The sequence below is a fragment of the Psychrobacter sp. Pi2-51 genome (genome assembly GCF_904846665.1).
GTDB lineage: Bacteria > Pseudomonadota > Gammaproteobacteria > Pseudomonadales > Moraxellaceae > Psychrobacter > Psychrobacter glaciei.
The window spans coordinates 145,776-164,452 of record NZ_CAJHBP010000003.1; the positions used below are offsets into that span (position 1 = coordinate 145,776).

Annotated in this window: 18 protein-coding genes; 7 read left to right on the forward strand and 11 right to left on the reverse strand. The window is 42.5% G+C overall.

Translation table 11 applies throughout. From position 1 onward, the window contains the following. Positions 1 to 40 precede the first annotated feature (40 nt). From JMY08_RS02810 to JMY08_RS02840, 7 genes are all read right to left on the reverse strand, one after another. Positions 41 to 1,060 carry a tRNA dihydrouridine synthase gene (locus JMY08_RS02810; protein WP_201590056.1) on the reverse strand — a complete coding sequence of 340 codons (1,020 nt, stop codon included), beginning with the start codon at positions 1,058 to 1,060 and terminating at the stop codon, positions 41 to 43. Positions 1,061 to 1,136: 76 nt separating this feature from the next. Then, the gene (locus JMY08_RS02815; RefSeq protein ID WP_201590059.1) at positions 1,137 to 2,636 is read right to left on the reverse strand and encodes a UvrD-helicase domain-containing protein; all 1,500 of its coding nucleotides are present in this window, start codon (positions 2,634 to 2,636) and stop codon (positions 1,137 to 1,139) included. Positions 2,637 to 2,980: 344 nt separating this feature from the next. Further along, a complete protein-coding gene (gene tatC / locus JMY08_RS02820) occupies positions 2,981 to 3,838 on the reverse strand; it encodes a twin-arginine translocase subunit TatC (protein ID WP_201590076.1) in 858 nt (285 codons plus the stop codon). Then, complete coding sequence (tatB, locus tag JMY08_RS02825) at positions 3,838 to 4,548, reverse strand: Sec-independent protein translocase protein TatB (RefSeq protein WP_201590079.1); 711 nt, start codon at positions 4,546 to 4,548, stop codon at positions 3,838 to 3,840. The genes tatC and tatB overlap by 1 nt, the downstream gene beginning before the upstream one ends. 62 nt (positions 4,549 to 4,610) lie before the next feature. After that, positions 4,611 to 4,880, reverse strand: coding sequence for a Sec-independent protein translocase subunit TatA (gene tatA / locus JMY08_RS02830; protein ID WP_189586058.1), 270 nt, complete (start codon positions 4,878 to 4,880; stop codon positions 4,611 to 4,613). Positions 4,881 to 5,110: 230 nt separating this feature from the next. Next, positions 5,111 to 5,974, reverse strand: a complete 864-nt coding sequence (gene hisI / locus JMY08_RS02835; RefSeq protein ID WP_189586061.1) for a phosphoribosyl-AMP cyclohydrolase — start codon at positions 5,972 to 5,974, stop codon at positions 5,111 to 5,113. 162 nt (positions 5,975 to 6,136) lie between these two features. Next, positions 6,137 to 6,580, reverse strand: a complete 444-nt coding sequence (locus tag JMY08_RS02840; RefSeq protein WP_189586064.1) for a thioesterase family protein — start codon at positions 6,578 to 6,580, stop codon at positions 6,137 to 6,139. Positions 6,581 to 7,248: 668 nt separating this feature from the next. Between JMY08_RS02840 and rpmI the strand changes: the two genes are divergently transcribed. From rpmI to JMY08_RS02865, 5 genes are all read left to right on the forward strand, one after another. Beyond that, complete coding sequence (rpmI, locus tag JMY08_RS02845; protein WP_010197866.1) at positions 7,249 to 7,446, forward strand: 50S ribosomal protein L35; 198 nt, start codon at positions 7,249 to 7,251, stop codon at positions 7,444 to 7,446. Positions 7,447 to 7,596: 150 nt separating this feature from the next. After that, entirely contained in the window at positions 7,597 to 7,953 is a 357-nt protein-coding gene (gene rplT, locus JMY08_RS02850) for a 50S ribosomal protein L20 (protein ID WP_010197865.1), read from the forward strand. 447 nt (positions 7,954 to 8,400) lie between these two features. Next, the gene (gene pheS / locus JMY08_RS02855) at positions 8,401 to 9,456 is read left to right on the forward strand and encodes a phenylalanine--tRNA ligase subunit alpha (RefSeq protein ID WP_201590082.1); all 1,056 of its coding nucleotides are present in this window, start codon (positions 8,401 to 8,403) and stop codon (positions 9,454 to 9,456) included. Positions 9,457 to 9,538: 82 nt separating this feature from the next. Then, positions 9,539 to 11,953, forward strand: coding sequence for a phenylalanine--tRNA ligase subunit beta (gene pheT / locus JMY08_RS02860; RefSeq protein WP_201590085.1), 2,415 nt, complete (start codon positions 9,539 to 9,541; stop codon positions 11,951 to 11,953). A gap of 245 nt (positions 11,954 to 12,198) precedes the next feature. Then, entirely contained in the window at positions 12,199 to 12,498 is a 300-nt protein-coding gene (locus JMY08_RS02865) for an integration host factor subunit alpha (protein WP_010197859.1), read from the forward strand. Between the two features lie 223 nt (positions 12,499 to 12,721). Here the strand turns inward: JMY08_RS02865 and JMY08_RS02870 are convergent, their stop codons facing one another. After that, positions 12,722 to 13,078, reverse strand: coding sequence for a hypothetical protein (locus tag JMY08_RS02870; RefSeq protein ID WP_189586073.1), 357 nt, complete (start codon positions 13,076 to 13,078; stop codon positions 12,722 to 12,724). Between the two features lie 511 nt (positions 13,079 to 13,589). On the opposite strand from JMY08_RS02870, the gene JMY08_RS02875 reads away from it, so the two are divergent. Next, a complete protein-coding gene (locus JMY08_RS02875) occupies positions 13,590 to 14,477 on the forward strand; it encodes a neutral zinc metallopeptidase (RefSeq protein WP_194620913.1) in 888 nt (295 codons plus the stop codon). A 136-nt stretch (positions 14,478 to 14,613) separates the two neighbouring features. Here the strand turns inward: JMY08_RS02875 and JMY08_RS02880 are convergent, their stop codons facing one another. The 3 genes from JMY08_RS02880 to trxA all read right to left on the reverse strand — a co-directional run bounded on the left by JMY08_RS02880 (position 14,614) and on the right by trxA (position 17,466). Next, positions 14,614 to 14,853, reverse strand: a complete 240-nt coding sequence (locus JMY08_RS02880) for a hypothetical protein (RefSeq protein ID WP_010197855.1) — start codon at positions 14,851 to 14,853, stop codon at positions 14,614 to 14,616. Between the two features lie 482 nt (positions 14,854 to 15,335). Further along, the gene (gene rho, locus JMY08_RS02885; RefSeq protein WP_010197854.1) at positions 15,336 to 16,604 is read right to left on the reverse strand and encodes a transcription termination factor Rho; all 1,269 of its coding nucleotides are present in this window, start codon (positions 16,602 to 16,604) and stop codon (positions 15,336 to 15,338) included. A 535-nt stretch (positions 16,605 to 17,139) separates the two neighbouring features. Then, positions 17,140 to 17,466, reverse strand: coding sequence for a thioredoxin (trxA, locus tag JMY08_RS02890; protein ID WP_201590087.1), 327 nt, complete (start codon positions 17,464 to 17,466; stop codon positions 17,140 to 17,142). Positions 17,467 to 17,875: 409 nt separating this feature from the next. Here trxA and JMY08_RS02895 point away from each other — a divergent pair, with 409 nt between their 5' ends. Next, positions 17,876 to 18,589: an RluA family pseudouridine synthase gene (locus JMY08_RS02895; protein ID WP_201590090.1), complete on the forward strand. Its 714-nt coding sequence runs from the start codon at positions 17,876 to 17,878 to the stop codon at positions 18,587 to 18,589. The last annotated feature ends 88 nt before the right edge of the window (positions 18,590 to 18,677 follow it).

Below are 18,677 nucleotides of genomic sequence, written 5' to 3' on the forward strand. Positions count from 1 at the left end.
GTTTCGTTAAGGTGCCAGTTTGAGAGAGAGGCAGTTATGATTATCGTACACTCATTCGTAGTGCACTAATGATAACTGCTTTATTTTTTTCTCGTTTGATACTGTCCCATAATATTTTTGCCTCGCTATAACCTTTGGTGAGCATCGCGAGCCACTGCTTGTAACGACCAACCAATATCACTTCAGTTTTAGCCTGACCTTCCAAGAATTTTATCTGATGTGCAATTAAATCTTCCCATGCTAAAACAGTCAACGTTTCTGCATCATCGATATTGGCATCAACCTGCGCAATCAAATCGGGACGGGTCACTGCACCGCGACCCAACATCAAATGCTCTGTACCTGCTTGCGTCATACAATTTTGTGCATGCTCTGCATTCCATATTTCGCCATTGGCAATGACGGGAATATCAAGCGCATTAAAGCTTTGAATCTTGTCCCAATAGGCTGGTGGCTTATATCCTTGGGTTTTGGTTCGTGCATGAATGGTCAGCCAATCAGCACCACTGTCGTTAATAGCGCCGCGAATATCATCCATGCGACTGGTATCGGTATAGCCTAAACGTATCTTAGCTGAGACTGGAATGTCGGCAGGTACCGCTTGACGCACCGCACTGATAATCTGATACATGGTTTCGGGTTCATCCAATAATACTGAACCACCGCGATGGCTGTTTACCGTTTTAGCAGGGCAACCAAAATTGATATCAATGGCAGGTGCACCAAGCTCGGCAGCATATGCCGCGTTGTCTGCCATGAGTTGCGCTTCACTACCAAGTAACTGGATATGAATCGGTGTGCCGCAGGCGGTCTTGGCATCATGACGCAACTCTGGAACGTATTTATAAAATACATGCGCTGGCAAGACGTGTTGGGTCACGCGGATAAACTCGCTCACTGACCAATCATAGGGACGACCTAAATCTGCTGCAATCTGCGTTAGGATTTGTCGCATTAATGGATCTGTTAGGCCTTCCATTGGCGCAAGGAGGCGGACAGGATTGGCAAATAACTGACGGATGGTGTTTTGACGTGCTTGAAGTTGCTGACTATTATTCATGCTTGTTATTCACTGCTAAAAGGTCGTTATAAAGAAAGGTAGACTAAGAATTCAAATTGACAACTACGAAGAGGGATTAAGTATTGCCAAAAATCACTTTTTTGCCTGTCTGTAATCCTGATATCAAGTCTTTGATATTATGGATGTCCAAATTACTCTGCGCACGTGTACAAGCAACGTAGAGCAAACGCAATTCTTCTGGGCTTATCCTGACCGCATTGGTGGTGACATCATAATAAAAATCATCGTCTAATTGTACCTTTCCCCATTCAAGCCCTTTGGCTTTGTGAGCGGTAGAGATGACATAGTCGGCATTTTCGATGCTGGTCAAACTATTAACTGCTTGGCTTAATACATTGGTGCCATGATCATCGACCAACTTGACTAGAGTTTTGAGATCGCTGCCTTCATTGGTTTCAGCATATTCTTGTACATCAGACCAGTTATAGAAATATGCCAGCTCTGGCACACCATACGCCGATTTGCCATTTTTTAAATTTTCGGCGGCCTGACAGAATTTCAGCATACGCTCGGTATCGGCTTGCAATGCCACGCGGTGTCCTAGCTTAAGTCCGGTCAATAATTGCGACATCGCAGCGGCATTGGTGCGGCACAGAATGGCATCTTTTTTACTATGAACCATACCTTTTTCAGTAGAAGACTGCTTGTTAGGATTGCCTTTTAACGGTACCTCTTCTTGCAATGCTTTGAGCAAAGTGTTGGCAACCTCAGCAATCGGCTCACCGAAACGAAACGACTGCGTCAATAAGGTTTGCGGCAATGGCAGCTTTTTCATTGCATTGACCGCGCCGCGCCACTCATAAATCTGCTGGTGCGCATCGCCGACATAAATGACTTGCCGTGGTTGCTGCGTCAGAATTCCCATCATCAATGGGTCAGCATCTTGCGCTTCATCAAATAATATAAAGTCCGCAGGGATACTTGGCTTAGATAGCGCCCAAAGTTTGAGATAAATGTCATGCCCGATACCAGCGGGGTGACGTGCATCAATCGATTGTAGCCAGCGTTGCTCTACGGCAGGGTAGAGCATCTCACGTAATTGCTCTGCATCAGAATCATCGAGCCAACTCGGAAACAATATATGCCTTGGTGCCGGATAGCTGGCATGCGTACTACAAAAGTTGCTGACTGCGTCACTAACGAATCGAGCTAATCTCGCAGGCGTGAGCGTAATGTATTTATTAATGCCATCCATTTGCCGACGTACTTGTACCGGTTGCAATCCCAAGTCATCACCAAGACGCTTGGGTGAAAAGCGTGGCAAGGATAGTTTTGCCGTGATATCACGCGCGACATGCCGATAAGCAAGCGAATGAAAGGTGCGACATTCCACATGGGATGGAAACTTTGAACGAGCGTCATTGGCAATTGTTTTGTTAAAGGCTAAATATAAGCCGCGTCCACGTAAGCGCTCACCGATTAGTTTTAGCGTCGTAGTTTTACCGGCACCCGCATAAGCGACCACTTTAAATGATTTGTGATCCATCGCCATATTAAGCGCGCTCAGCTGCTCATCAGTGGGATCGCTCATATAAGCTGGCATAGATGCGGACATAATAAAGCTACCTAAAAGACTAAAAGTGAGTAAAAACGATGGGGGTAAAAAAAGCCACTGGATAAGCAATGGCTGGCGAACAATGATGACGCTTAGTAAGGCTAATAACTATAGTGAATTTACTTTAAAACAGATACAGTGCGACTGGGATGAATTTTTCGTAGCCTCTGTGATAGCAGCAAGCAAGAAAAATTTATACCAGTCGCACTTAACTAGTCATGTATCCATTTTGTTTTGAACTGATGATACTAAGCTAATAAATGAGATAGAGGAAAGTCAAAAATAAATGCTAATAAAAAGATTAGCATTTATTGATGCGTCAAAACATAGAGAATATAGTTTTTTTACTCTTTATCTACGGCTGCCAAATCAGGACTAGACTTTTCTTTGATTAAGATTTTTGCTAATAACAGGCCCAGCTCAAACAATAACCACATAGGGATGGCTAGTAACAACATCGACACGCCATCGGGTGGTGTGACGACTGCAGACACGGCAAAACAACCAACGATAATATAACGACGTTTATCTTCTAGAGTCTGAATGGAGACAATCCCCACCAATATCAATAGTAAGGTGACGACAGGAATCTCAAAAGTCAGGCCAAACACCATAAATAGCTTAAGCGCAAAACTTAAATAGCTATCGATATCCGTCATTGGCAAAACGTTCTGCGGGGCGAACATGATAAAGAATTTTAAGACGCCTTTCAGCACGATAAAGTAAGAAAAAGCCACGCCCGCATAAAACAAAAAGATAGAGGACATCAGCACAGGGATAGCGATTTTTTTCTCTTTTTTATATAACCCGGGTGCGACAAAAGACCAAATTTGGTACAAAATATAAGGCATGGCAAAGAAGGCGGCGACAAAGACAGTCAGGCGTATTGGTGCCATAAAGTTAGAGGTGATATCTGTGGCAATCATCGTCGAATTGGCGGGTAGCTGCGCGACCAATGGATCGGATAAGAAATTATAGAGCTCGCGTGAGAATCCAGCCAAGGCTAAAAATATGACCAACACTGCCACGCATATTTTGATCAGATGCGAGCGTAGCTCAATCAGGTGCTCAGTGATGGGCATATCAGCCAATGAACTTAATATATCATCAGATTTCTCGTTACTGGCTGTCTCAGTTGTTTTTTCTAAATCTGCATCTGCAATTTTTTCTTGACGACTTTTTTTGCGCTTAAATAAATTCATCAATCAGTCTCCTGCTTATTGACAGAAGCCTGTGTTTTTAAAGAAGGATCTAAATGACTGTTTAATAATCTATCCGCTTTGTAATTCGGTAAATAGGGCGGCTGCGGCAAACGACGCGCTTTATCATAAGCGCCCAGACGGAACCACATATTTTCCCATGGCTTAGTAGTGATGATTTGAGCAGTTGGTTGAGTAATTTGTTGAATATTATCACTAGAGGCAGTTTTTGAGGTTTCGTCGCCAGTACCGTGTTTCAATAATTGCTCAGAATCTGCTGATTTTTCGTCCTGCTCGTAGGCGTAGTCAAATGCCTTTGGTGTGACAGGTGGCGTGTTTTTTTGATCACTATTATCTTGCTGATTATTGCTTGTTTTATTATTGCGATGGTCAGAGTCTAGGTCATGCGTGGCTTTCAGAGTCTGGTTTTGTGAAGACTCAAACTCCTGCATACTGCCACGCATTTCTGCCATCTCACGCCGCATTTCTGCCTCAGTTTCACGGATTTTAGCCAGCTCTTTTTGCATTTGTTGCCGTGTTTCAGCTAGGTCTAGCTCAGCCTCTATTTCAGACTGTAGGGTAGAGACTGTACGGCGAATTTTGGCATACCATTGCCCAGCAGTGCGTGCTGCTTGTGGCAGTTTTTCTGGGCCCAAGACAATTAAGGCAATGACGCCAAAGAGGAGTAATTCAGAAAACCCAATATCAAACATAATGGTTGATTATCACTATCTAGATGCCAGCAGTATCATACCCAGCACTATACTTGGTATTATCAATGGTGCTTATCGTCAACAGGTGCAGTATTGATATCGCTATCCTGCACCTTACTGGTTGCCGCGTGATCTGTTGGGTGTGCATTGCCATCATGGTCGAGAACTGCATGCTTTTTGGCATGCTCTGTATTCTCATCTTTGACCGCTTCTTTAAAGCCTTTGACGGCACCGCCCAAATCCTTGCCCGCATTTCTAAGTTTTGAGGTGCCAAATACGACCACCACTACCACCAATAATATCAGCCAATGTGTAATGGAAAAACTGCCCATAATGATATCCTTAATGTCTTGATTGTAATATCTATATATGAATGCTTTTATGTTATAGAATATTGATCTGTTAAACAAAAAATATAGATAAAAGATGCGAAGCTAAAAGAGCTATATTATAACCTGCCATTGTGACAAAAAGGTGAAAGCAATCATAATCAAAACAAGTAGAGATTTGTTTTACGACTTCGCCCGTTATCGTTACTGGATTAACTTTTCAGTGTCACAATTTATCGCGAGGCCTTTTCGTCGATGCCTGATAGCCCAAAGCGACGACCCAGCTCGTTTAACACAGCATCCGACTCTATATCGAACCATGCTAGCCCCACCAATGTATGAAACCAGACATCGGCAACCTCATAAATGAGCTCATGACGAGCCTCGTCATATTGTGCTTTGTTAGTTTTCTCATCGCAATTGGCAAAGTCTTTGGCAGCGATAATGCTTTCTGTGCTTTCTTCGCCCACTTTTTCTAGGATTTTATTCAACCCTTTTGCATATAAGCTTGCCACATAAGAGCTGTCGGCATCCGCTTGTTTGCGCTCTGCCAATACGTTATCAAGTTGCTGTAAAATGGAGGTGTTACCTGTTGCGGTATTATGATCTTCAACTGCGTTATTCGTACTATCCGCATTCATAGCATCATTTGTATCAGTATTATGGCTGTGAGAAGTAGCGCCAGAAGCTTCAGAAGATTGATAAATATCTGCTGGGTCTTTTAGTACTTTATCGACGGTTTGCCATTCAGGGGTCTGCCCAGACAAATCCAAACGCTGGTAAAAGCAAGACTCGCGACCAGTATGACAGGCGATACCACCAGCCTGAGTCACACTCAACACAATCACATCAGCATCACAATCTAAGCGAATATCATGGACAGTCTGAGTATGCCCTGATGATTCGCCCTTATGCCATAGCTTGGCACGTGAACGTGAAAAATACACGGCAGTTTTTGTTTGTGCTGTTAATTGAAGTGCTTCAGCATTCATCCAGGCCATCATCAAAATGCGCCCTGACTCGTGATCTTGAGCAATCGCAGGAATCAAACCATCAGCGTTAAACTTTATGGCAGTCAGCCAAGCAGGTAAAGTCATAATCTGTCTATCGTCTTATAATTAGAAAGTGGTAAGTAATTGGTTAGTACTACCAAGCCCAAAAAGTACGATTAGCGGTGTCAAACTCGTTTAGTCTACAATGCGTAGCACTTACACTCGTTTTCCTTGCTACTCTAATTTTTGTGAATGGTATAAGAAAAGTTAAAGCTCGAATAAATGCGGGTATAAGGCTTTCTTAATCGTGCTATCTAGCGTGGTTATTTTATTTAGGCGAAAATCATAATTGACAAAATGCTGCCTTGCCTTTGCCACTATTTCGCCATTGTGCATACGCATGGCTTTAAACACAATATTGCCACCATTATCACATAATGGCTCAACGCCGACCTCAAACAAAAGCTCTTCACGCGCCCGTACACAGCTAAAAATGCTCAGCTGTAGCTTATTAATAATCAAGCCTTGATGATCGGCATTGATCTCTTTAATCCCTTTAGAGTATAAAAAGCGCTGCATTGCTTCAGTCAGTAGGGCTGTCAATGATTGCAGTGCTAAATGCTGACCCATATCAATTTCGGTATTGCGCACCCGCATCACCGTTTCAAACACAAATATTCCGTCATCAAAGTTTAGTTCTTGGTTTGACAACGTCGTCTCCTAGAGTGATTGTCCATAATCAGTTGTTCTGTTGAGCAATTGGCAAGCTAGCCGAATAGTTAAAAATAAACATGCATCGTATGATCTACGGTAAGTAGATGCAGTAATTGGCATTGTTTATTGGCACTTAAAATGTAGCGACGCTCAGTCTCTACTTAAGCACAGCTTAAACCGAGATTCAATCTATTTACAAAAAAATTCGTGGTTTATGAAGCTTTATAGAGATTTCAATAATGTATGGTGCTATCGAACACTATTCAATAGTACCTGACATAAGTTTTTATCCAGCAACAAATATGAAATGAGGCAAAGAGCGCTGAACCCTTGTGTCTGGTTTATGGTAAATAATTGATCGTGGCTGCATGATTATTAGCGCTATTTTATCTTATTCATATCTTATAAATTAATGATAGCTAAAAAAGAGAGGTCTTTATGACGATTAAAACGGCTAGGAAATGTACTTTTGTTAAGACGAATGACAAGCATGAATTGTCTATTAGAAGAGGGCTGAAACTTTACTTGGCAAAATAGCACACTATCTGCTAAAATAGCGCCTCCCACCTCGAGGCAAATAGAGGTCTAGTGGTTGTTTTTAAAGCCACTATTCATTCTAACTATTTGACGACCAGGTTCTATTAAAGACAAAGAGGCAAATCATCATGAAAGTTAAGATGAAAACCAGAAGCGGTGCAGCTAAACGCTTCAAAAAAACAGCAAACGGCTTCAAGCGTAAGCAAGCAAACAAAAGCCATATCTTGACCAAGAAATCAGCTAAGCGTATTCGCCAGTTGCGCGGTCTTAAGATGGTGGACAAGTCTGACGAAGCAGCAGTTCGTCGTATGTGCCCATACATCTAATAGCCTATCGTCATATGTATTTAATCAAGAGCTGTTTAATTCATAGCTACTTAGTTAAAAATATTTGACCTTGCAATTTGATAACGATGTCTACTATTTGATGACATCGTGATTCGTTTAATAATGATTAACAATATCTTGGAGTAATTTATGGCCCGTGTAAAACGTGGTGTACAGGCGAATCGTCGTCACAAAAAAATCTTAAAGCGCGCAAAAGGCTACTACGGTGCCCGTTCACGTGTTTACCGCGTAGCGGTACAAGCAGTGACCAAAGCTGGTCAATATGCTTATCGTGACCGTCGCAACAAAAAACGTACCTTCCGTCGTCTTTGGATTGCACGTATCAATGCTGGTGCACGCTTAAACGGCTTAAGCTATAGCCGCTTTATCAATGGTATGAAAAAAGCCAACATCTCAATCGATCGTCGCGTACTTGCTGACATCGCTATGCATGATGCAGCGACTTTCACAGCATTGGTTGAAAAAGCAAAAGCGGAACTAGCATAAATATTAACTATCCTTTAGATATTAAGTAGATATAACGCTTATCTGATTAAGCATCTAAACGAATAGGACTAATATTGATTAATAGGTCGATATTAATAAAAGCTACCGCTGGTCGGTGGCTTTTTTTATATTAAATTATTTTACGACTAATTTTATTAATGCTTAAGCTTCTTGTGCTTTTCGCGATATTGCACATTTAATCGTCTAAATATTCAAGCCATTCATATAACTGGTATTTATTTTTTGTTATTCGAAAGTAGTTAGGTACAATTAGCGAAACAAAAGTAGTTAATTAAAAATAACTAATTACGAGCAACTAATTGAAAGTAGCTAAATACGAATAACTAAATACGAATAACTAAATAAAAGTAACTGGGTAAATGGTTTGCAATATTTGGTCAAATCCCTACAATTAATAGTCTGTTTAAATCAGGAATGATGCGTCTTATGACTACCCCTGTTGCCACCAACGATTTGTCGGCGCTACCGACTTTGTCTTCAGAGCTCAATGAGCTAAATGAAGCTCAGCTAACTGAATTTGCCAGTGCTGCTGAATCTTTAATATTACAAGTAACTGATGCGCGTGTGCTGCAAGAGTTGCGTGTGCAATTGACTGGCAAAAAGAGCCCATTAACCGGCTGGTCGAAGCAGATGGGTAAGCTCAGCAGCGACGATAAAAAAACTTACGGTGGCTGGTTACATCAAGTGCGGAGCCGTATTCAAGAATCGTTGACCAATCAGCAGCAGCAGCTGGAAGTCGCGGCATTAAATGCCAAGCTTGCAAGCGAGAGCATTGATATTACATTGCCTGCTCGCGGTGGTCAAAAAGGCCATTTGCATCCAGTGACCATGATTACCCAGCGTATGCAGCAGTATTTTATACAAGCAGGTTTTAACGTCGCCACAGGCCCTGAAGTTGAGAGCGATTACTATAACTTTGAAGCACTAAATATCCCATCGCATCATCCTGCACGCGCGATGCACGATACATTTTACTTTGATGCGCATTATTTATTGCGTACGCACACCAGTCCAGTGCAAATTCGCACCATGGAAAAAAATGAGCCACCGATTCGTATTATTTGTCCCGGTCGCGTCTATCGTAATGACTCGGACCAAACCCATTCGCCGATGTTTCATCAGTTAGAAGGGCTTATGGTTACTGAGTCGAGTACCTTTGCTGAGCTAAAAGGCTTGATTAGTGAGTTCTTAGAAGCTTTCTTTGCCAAAGAATTAACCGTTCGTTTCCGTCCGTCATTTTTCCCATTTACTGAGCCTTCTGCTGAAGTTGATATCTTAGATGACAATGGCAAATGGCTTGAAGTCATGGGCTGCGGTATGGTGCATCCACAAGTGCTGACCAACTGCGGTATTGATGCCGAAAAATATACGGGCTTTGCCTTTGGTATGGGTATTGAGCGCTTTGCGATGCTCTATTATGGTATTGATGATTTGCGCCTGTTTTTCCAAAACGACGTACGCTTCTTAAAACAGTTTGGCTAGCGTTTCCCTCGTTGATATAACAGGTTAATACGTCACCCTTTATTCTAAAATCTTTATTATAAAATTCTGATCCGAGATATTTATGAAAATTAGTGAGCAGTGGCTACGTCAATGGGTAAACCCCAACAATACCAGTGAGCAGTTGGCCGAACAACTCACTATGGCAGGGCTAGAGATTGATGATCGCTATGCGGTCGCCCGTGCCTTTAGTGGTGTGGTCGTCGGTGAAGTCGTCAGCGTCGAGCAACATCCAGATGCTGATAAACTGCGAGTTACGCAGGTAAATATCGGTGAAGCTGAGCTGCTACAAATCGTATGCGGTGCGCCTAATGTCACCGTCGGTATGAAAGCACCTGTTGCGACCGTTGGGGCAGTGCTCCCAAGCGATGACAAGAAAGGCTTTAAAATTAAAAATGGCAACCTACGCGGTGTCGACTCTAACGGTATGCTCTGCGGTGCTTCTGAAATTGATTTAACCGATAGCATTGATGGTCTTCTTGAGCTACCAGCTGATGCACCGATTGGTACAGATATCCGTGAATATTTAGGTCTAGATAACCAAATACTGGATATCTCTATCACACCAAACCGTGGTGATTGTTTTAGTGTCCGTGGTATTGCGCGTGAAATATCAGTCATTAACGACTTGCCAATGCAGCTGCCTGAGATTCCTACCAATGTAGCGGTTGCTGATAACGGTACTGATACTGCTACGCCAGCGGTAACGGTCAGTGCAATTGAAGCGTGCCCGCGTTATTTATTACAATCAATCAGCAATATTGATCGTAGTATCGATACGCCAAAGTGGATGCAAGATGCGTTGGTTCAATCAGGACTACGCTCGCACAACTTTTTGGTTGATGTGACCAATTATGTATTGATGGAATTGGGTCAACCGCTACATGCTTTTGACGCCGATACCATTGTTGGTGATATCGTGGTTCGTTTGGCACAGCCTGCTGAGACCATTACCTTGCTGAATGAGCAAACCATTACCTTAACGGGCGATGAGTTGGTGATAGCTGATGATAAAGGCGCTCTTGCGCTTGCTGGTATCATGGGTGGTCAGCGTAGTAGTGTGACTGATAGCACGACTAATATTATTGTAGAAAGCGCTTTCTTTGGTCAGCTTGCTATTGCTGCACGTGCACGCCGTTTTGGTTTGCACACTGATGCCTCACAACGCTTTGAGCGTGGGGTAGATTTTGAATTACCAGCGCTGGCACTGGCGCGTGCTGTTGATTTGATTACTAGCGTTACTGGCGGTCAAGCAGGCCCTATCGTAAAAGCTGAAAGTAGTGAGCACTTGCCAGCCCGTGCACCAATTACTTTGCCAATCACTAAAGTTCGTGATGTTATCGGTATTGAGATAGCGCCAGCAGTCATGGTACGTATCTTAACCCAATTAGGGTTTGAGGTAGAGCAGCAAGCGGATAGCCTTATCTGCACGCCGCCTTCTTATCGTTTTGATATGAGTATCAAAGAAGATCTCATCGAAGAAATCGCTCGTATCTATGGCTATGACAATATTCCAAGCGTCCTGCCACATTTGCAGGTAAGCATGGATTATGATGATACGGCAGACTTGACGCACGAGATGAAGCTAGCACTGGTCGATAATGGCTATATGGAAGCGATCAGCTTTAGCTTTAGTGATGCAAAAATAGAAGCATTACTTGATGATGAAGCATTAGGAGAAGTATTAGCACTAGCCAATCCTATCTCTAGTGATTTAGCAGTGATGCGCCGTACTTTGCTATCAAGTTTATTGCCTTGTGTACAATACAATCTCAATCGTCAGCAGCCACGCGTACGTTTCTTTGAAACAGGTCTGAGCTTTGTTGGTCAAAGTATTAGCGATTTGGTACAAACGCCAAGTATTGCCCTGGTCGCAGTCGGTGATATTTGGGATGAGCAAGCTTATCAAAACCGTGCGCTAGACTTTTATGACCTTAAGCACGATATCGAGCAACTGCTACCAGCGCAAATCGATAGCATGCGTATCCGCTACGAGCGTAGTGAGCTTGCCTTCTTACATCCGGGTCAAAGCGCCAAATTATATATCGATGATGCGTATGTCGGTTGGCTTGGTCAATTGCATCCTAATACGGCCAAACAGCTAGACTTACCGGCTACTTGGGTTGCACAATTGTCCCTTGCACCTTTGCTAACGCTGGCTCGTGAACAGCAGGCTATTACCACGCCAAGTAAATTCCCACAAGTACGCCGTGATATTGCCATCTTAATAGATAGCGAGATCAGTTTACAGGCATTAGAATCGACGATTCGTGCTGCCGCAGGTGAGCTATTGACTGATCTATGGTTATTCGATGTTTACCAAGGTGATAAAGTACCAGCAGGTCAGCGTTCACTGGCATTTGCATTGATATGGCAGGATAGATCGCAGACCTTGTCTGATGAAGCTGTGAAAACAGCGACTGACAAGGTAGTACAAGCACTAACTGAGCAACATGCTGCAAAACTGCGTGACAGCTAACACATAACATTCATAATAGCCTATGCTCTGTAGCCTTTCTCGTTATGAGGCTATAGAGCATTGCTATTTATAAAGATTGTTATCTTAGATAAAATTTTATAAAAAAAGTTAAGTGGTTATTATCAAAGGATTTTAATTCAGACTTTATTAAAAGAATAACAAAAAACCTTTATACTAACTAAGCTTAACCCTCATACCGCTAAACCATGATATTCGACATCACGACATAGCATAGGAGTCGTACTGTGAGCACCTTAACCAAATCTGACATGATTGAGCATTTGATGAGTCATCTTAACCTGACACGCCAAGAAGGCCGCTGTTTGGTAGAGAATTTTTTTGATGAGTTGTCAGAGAGTTTGATTGATGGCAACGAGGTCAAGCTTTCAGGCTTTGGCAACTTTGAGCTTAAAGATAAAAGCAGCCGTCCAGGACGCAACCCTAAGACAGGGGAGCCCGTGGCTGTATCAGCACGCCGTGTGGTCACCTTTAAAACGGGGCAAAAATTTCGTCAACAAGTTGATGAGCGTCTATTCGATGAATAGCTGTCACTCATCTCTATAAAATTCTGACCAGTGAAAGATCTTATAATGTCGCGATGATTTTTCAGGATCAGTGTGCGTTGTCTATAGCTGTCAATGCAAAGTGTGACAACAAGCATTAAATCTTCTAGCCCGTTATCAAATATATTAAATAATAGGCATAAAAAAAGAGAGCATAGGCTCTCTTTTTTTTACTACAGTATATCTATCGTTGGATACGATAAAATTACTGAGCTGGTTCTTCAACAACAACTTCGTCAGATGCTGCAACAGCAGTATCAGTTTCGCTAGCCATATCTACGCTAGTAGTAGTACCGTCTACAGGAACTTCAGCGTCCATTTCGTCAGTAGCAGTTGCAGCTTGTGCATCAGCGATATCAGCTTCAGCGCCGGCAACAGCAGCGTCAGCATCAGCAGTCATTTCGCCTTCAGCAGCAGCTTCGTTTAGCTCTTCTGAAGCGTCTTGCACTTCTTCTTGCGCGTCAGATAAATCTTCAGCAGCGTTTTCTTTGTTGCTGTCACAGGCAGTTAGGCCCATAGTTGCAGTCATGATACCAGCTAGAGCAAGTAATTTAAGTTTCATAAGGTTTTCTCCGGGAAAATGAAATGAGCAGTAGCAGCAGCAAAGGTTGAATGTCCGAGATGTCTCAGAATTCAACTAGTCTTAGTCACAGCTACTCAGCTTCCACGCATTCTATATGTTTTCTTTTCAAATGAAAAGACCCTGTACAATTGAGTAACAATAAAATTGTAAAAAGTATTTTACATAGCTCATCTAATATAATTTTTAATACAACAACCTCAATTAATCGACGTATAATTAATGCAAATCGAGCCATTTTCGTAACCAATTGGCGAACATTATGGTGTGGCGTTGCCTCTTAAATAGATTCTATTAAACAAGTTTTACTAAATAAAGCAGGTAACAGGTTAATTGCTTATTAGAATGGAAGGATAGTCAAAGACTAGAAAAACAGCGGGTAGGTGAGACATCTATTAAGCATGATTAATAGCAAATCGAGTCAACAACTAAACAATATAAATAACTACCCATGCGCATGGCAGGGTGTATCGTATGTTTCGGGAGTAAGAATATGAAATGGCAAGGCAGACGAGGTAGCTCCAACGTACGCACGAGTAGCGGTGGTGGCAAAATGATTGGCGGTGGTATTGGTGGTATTATTATCGCGGGTATTTTGTGGTTAGTATTTGGCGTTAACCCTATGACCGCTTTACAAACGGGCCAAGTAGTAGCAGGTGGCGGTAGCAATACTTCAACCGAGCCGGCGACCAGTGACGATCGTGATACGCAGTTTGTAAAAGTAGTGCTAGCCGACACAGAAGAAGTGTGGCATCAAATATTTAATGAAGGTGGTAGTACTTATCAAGAGCCGTCATTGATACTCTTTAATGGACAAGTCAGCTCGGCTTGCGGTAGTGCCAGCTCTGCAACGGGTCCATTCTATTGTCCAGGAGACCAGACGGTCTATCTAGATACTTCTTTCTTTGTAGAAATGCGGCAAAACCTTGGTATTACAGGTGATCAACAAGGATCAGGTAATAGCGAAAACCAAGGAAAAGCGGGAGATTTTGCGCAAGCTTATGTGATCTCGCATGAAGTTGGTCATCATGTGCAGACGCTATTGGGTATTAGCCAACAGGTTAATGAAGCTCGTCAGCAAGTGACGCGTGCAGAAGCCAATAAGCTCTCCGTATTACAAGAGCTACAAGCTGATTGCTTCGCGGGTGTATGGGCGCAGCGTAATCAAGAACGTGTCCAGTTCTTAGAAGCGGGCGATATAGATGAAGCCATCAATGCAGCCAGCCAAATTGGTGATGATCGTTTGGCGCGTGCGAGTGGAGGCGCGGTAGTCCCTGATAACTTTACCCATGGTACCAGTCAACAGCGTGTTCAATGGTTCACTCGTGGTTTGGAGAGCGGCAATGTGCAGACCTGTGATACCTTTAGTGGGGCGTTATAGACGCACTGGCTTTTGACCAATAGACCAAATGCTAAACACAAAAAAGCCTGCAATTGATTGCAGGCTTTTTTTATCTTAAAACATTCTAGGCAGAGTTATGTGTATACAGAATAAAAGCAGTTAACCTAATTAGAGATTATCTGCTGTTATTTAAAATATAAGCACCAGCACCGCCTATTGCAGCACCACCAAGTGCGCCACGAGCGATGTCTTTGCTATCGCCGCCACTTTTGATAAGTGCACCAGCAGCAGCGCCAGCAGCAGCACCTTTAGTCGTGTTGCTTAAGCCACTGGTATATCCAGTGTTAGCACAACCACTCATGATAAGAGCAGAACTAGTGATTGCCGTCATTACGATTGTTTTAGCAAATTTCATATGATTACCTATAGATTCATCAAGTTTAAAATACCAGATCCTTAAAAGAAGGCGTCCAGATTATTTTCAAATATATTCCTACTATCTATCATGATAGTCGGTTGCTAATCATATAGTCGTAGTAAAAACGCTAATCTTTGCAAACACGATGTAAGCGATGTTGCCACACTGTGTCATAGGCAGTACCTACAGCTTATATTGAATAGCAAATTTCTAATCATTAGATAATGGATATTTTAGGGCGTGTCCTCACTTTAAAAATGGTGATAGAAATGAGATAAATTGCAGTCAAACAAGGAAAATAGCGCAGTTAATATCTTGATATTACCCAGCTGTTTGACGAAGTTTAGTCATTTTTAGCCCATTTAGATATTCATCGATTGAATTGAGGACACGCCCTAGTCTTGTAAATAAAAAAGACCACCTATTGGTGGTCTTAATATTGAATCAAAGCTAAATACATCTGACAAGATAATCGGAAATTAGTTTTGTGATTTACGCTTCATTTGCTCAAAGAATTCATCATTGGTCTTAGCTTCTTTTAAGCGATCCAATAAGAATTCAGTGGCTTGTACGCCATCCATCGGCTGTAGCAATTTACGTAAAATCCAAACTTTGCGCAATTTATCTTCATCAAGCAGGCGCTCTTCGCGGCGAGTACCAGATTTTTTGATATTGATCGCAGGGAAGACACGTTTTTCAGCCAAATCACGCTCAAGCGTAATCTCTTGGTTACCGGTACCTTTAAATTCTTCAAAGATAACGCTGTCCATCTTACTACCAGTATCGATAAGGGCGCTGGCAATAATCGTTAAGCTACCACCTTCTTCAACATTACGTGCGGCACCGAAGAAACGTTTTGGACGTTCCAGTGCATTGGCATCCAGACCACCAGTCAATACTTTACCCGATGAAGGAATGACGGTGTTGTAGGCACGGGCGAGACGAGTAATAGAATCCAATAGGATAACCACGTCTTGCTTGTGCTCGACCAGACGCTTGGCTTTCTCGATGACCATTTCGGCAACCTGTACATGGCGCTGAGGTGGCTCATCAAAGGTCGAAGCAACCACTTCACCGCGTACCGTACGTACCATCTCGGTGACTTCTTCTGGACGTTCATCGATCAGTAGCACGATTAGATAGCACTCAGGATTGTTACGAGTGATGGATTGGGCAATGGTCTGTAGCAACATCGTTTTACCCGCTTTTGGCGGTGCGACGATAATAGAGCGCTGACCTTTACCAATCGGAGCAATCAGATCGATAATACGACCAGTCAAATCCTCAGTAGTACCGTTACCTAGCTCAAGCTTTAATTGCTCAGTTGGGAATAGGGGCGTCAAGTTCTCGAAGATAAGCTTATGACGTGAGCGATCTGGGGTATCAAAGTTGATTTCACCTACTTTCAATAGCGCAAAATAACGCTCAGAATCTTTTGGCGGGCGAATGGTACCAGCGATACTATCGCCAGTCTTTAGGCTAAAGCGACGAATTTGGCTGGGGCTGACATAGATATCATCAGGGCCTGCTAAATAAGAGCCTTCTGATGAGCGTAAAAAACCAAAACCATCAGGGAGAACCTCAAGTACACCATCACCGTAGATGGCTTCACCGTTACGAGCATGGGTTTTTAGGATAGCAAAGATGATGTCTTGTTTACGGCTACGCGCCATATTATCAAGACCCATTTCTTTGGCGATGGCCAATAGCTCGGCGATTGAGTTTTTCTTTAATTCAGTTAGATTCATAGATAGGTCATTAGCAATTGGTCAGATGAGAGATGCCATTAGCAGCACGAATCACGATATTGATTAAAACAACGATTGTAGGGCGATAGAGGGTGTGGGCACAGAGCTGGATTTATGTAGTAAAAATTTTATGTGTCAGCTTACGTACGCGTTGCGGGTTTTGCTGCAAGGTCATAAGAAATGAAGATAAAGAAGGCCACATAAGAGTCTGCGTCAAAAACTCAGTATCAGTAATTGTGTTTAGTCATTTCGTTCAGTAATGGTGTTTATAATGACGATTGTGTTTTTGTTGATAAACACGAGGAGAATAGCGACAAGATACTTAGGAAAACCGTTAGTTTTCTCTTGTCAGCAGACTATACGGTTTTCATAATGGCATTGTCAATAATTTTTGCTAAAAAAGTCATATAATTGCGCTTTTTGCATAAAAAACAAGCAAAAAAGCCATTACCTATACAAGATAATGGCTTTTTCGATTAATCTGGCTTTCTGTGCATTTGCTAATATTTAAATGAGTTAAAACCAGCAGTATCACTTATAGATGTTTATCTATTACTTTAGCCAATTCAGCTTTTGGTTGTAAACCCATTACTGAGTCAACTTTTTCGCCATCTTTGAATACAAATAGCGTTGGGATGTTACGAATACCAAAACGGCTGGCTGCTTGTGGGTTGTTGTCCACATCAACTTTGACGATTTTGACTTTGCCTTGATACTCAGATGCTAGATCTTCTAGAATAGGGGCAATTGCTTTACAAGGACCACACCACGTTGCCCAAAAATCTACCAATACTGGTACATCTGATTGTAGGACGTCTTGGTCAAAATTTGCATCGGTGGTGTTAACAATAAGGTCTGACATAGTTTTTCTCTCTTGTTTTATTATTTCTATCGCTACTCATCGACATGCATATTGGTTTAATAATAGATTGGTCAGTAGCTAAAGAAGCGTTAAGAAGTGGTGAAAATGTGCCATTATATTAACATGTTTGCCCAGATTTGACAGATACAGGCCGGTTAAATTGCTCAACAATTACGATTAGCACAATAAATCAACACATAACGACACAAGTACTGTTTTACCTGTCACCTTTGCCATCTACTGTCGTTTTAGCTCTGTGCTCGAACATGATTCTCACGGTCTGGTTCAATCTCAACTTTTAGCCAAAAACCTTATGTCGATAGATCAGTTTAGATGCAATCTTCGATTTAGCATTTTTAATGCACGACAGTATTTATTCTCAAGTTCAACAATATAAGTAGCTTCTTTTATGCCTTTTACTGATGAAAAAATCCTAACCCTTAACGCCCAAGAAAGTGCCTATCCGCTTGAGTTTTTCAAAGCGTTCGCGAAAGACGTTACCGTTTACGAGGATGACGATATCTGGGTGGTCGATAAGCCAGCCGGACTGCTGAGTGTCGATGGCAAAACGCTAAAGGTGAGTTTGCTTTCGCGCCTTGAGCGTGCCAATCCTGCGGTTAAATTGATTCACCGACTGGATATGGATACCTCTGGTTTATTGATTTTTGCAAAAAATGCCGCTGCGCAAACCAATATCAGTAAACAGTTCATTGAACGTCTGCCACAAAAAAAGTATCAAGCACGGGTTTTTGGCGCATGGGAGAGCGTGGGTGCAAAAGGCAAAATTTCAGTGCCAGTACGCTATGAGCCAAGCACCAAACCGCGCCACATCGTTGACCACGACTGGTCAAAGCACGCGCTAACCTTGTATGAAGTGCTTGCGCATGAAGACTGCAATGGTCAAACGGTCACGCGAGTGATGCTAAAGCCAGTCACCGGTCGTAGCCATCAGTTGCGCGTCCATATGGTGCACGTCGGTCACGTCATGATAGGCGATCCTATTTATGCTGAAGGGAATGCGTTGACAATTGCGCCACGGCTCAATTTGCATGCGCAGCAACTGCGTCTCAAACATCCGGTACTAGGCGCGTGGATGGACTGGGAGAGTCCCAGCCCTTTTTAAGGCGTCTGCTTTGCGCTATAGGTTGTTTAAACATTATTACCAATATTGTGTTATGGGATAAAAAATAAGTAAGCTAACTATAGGGATA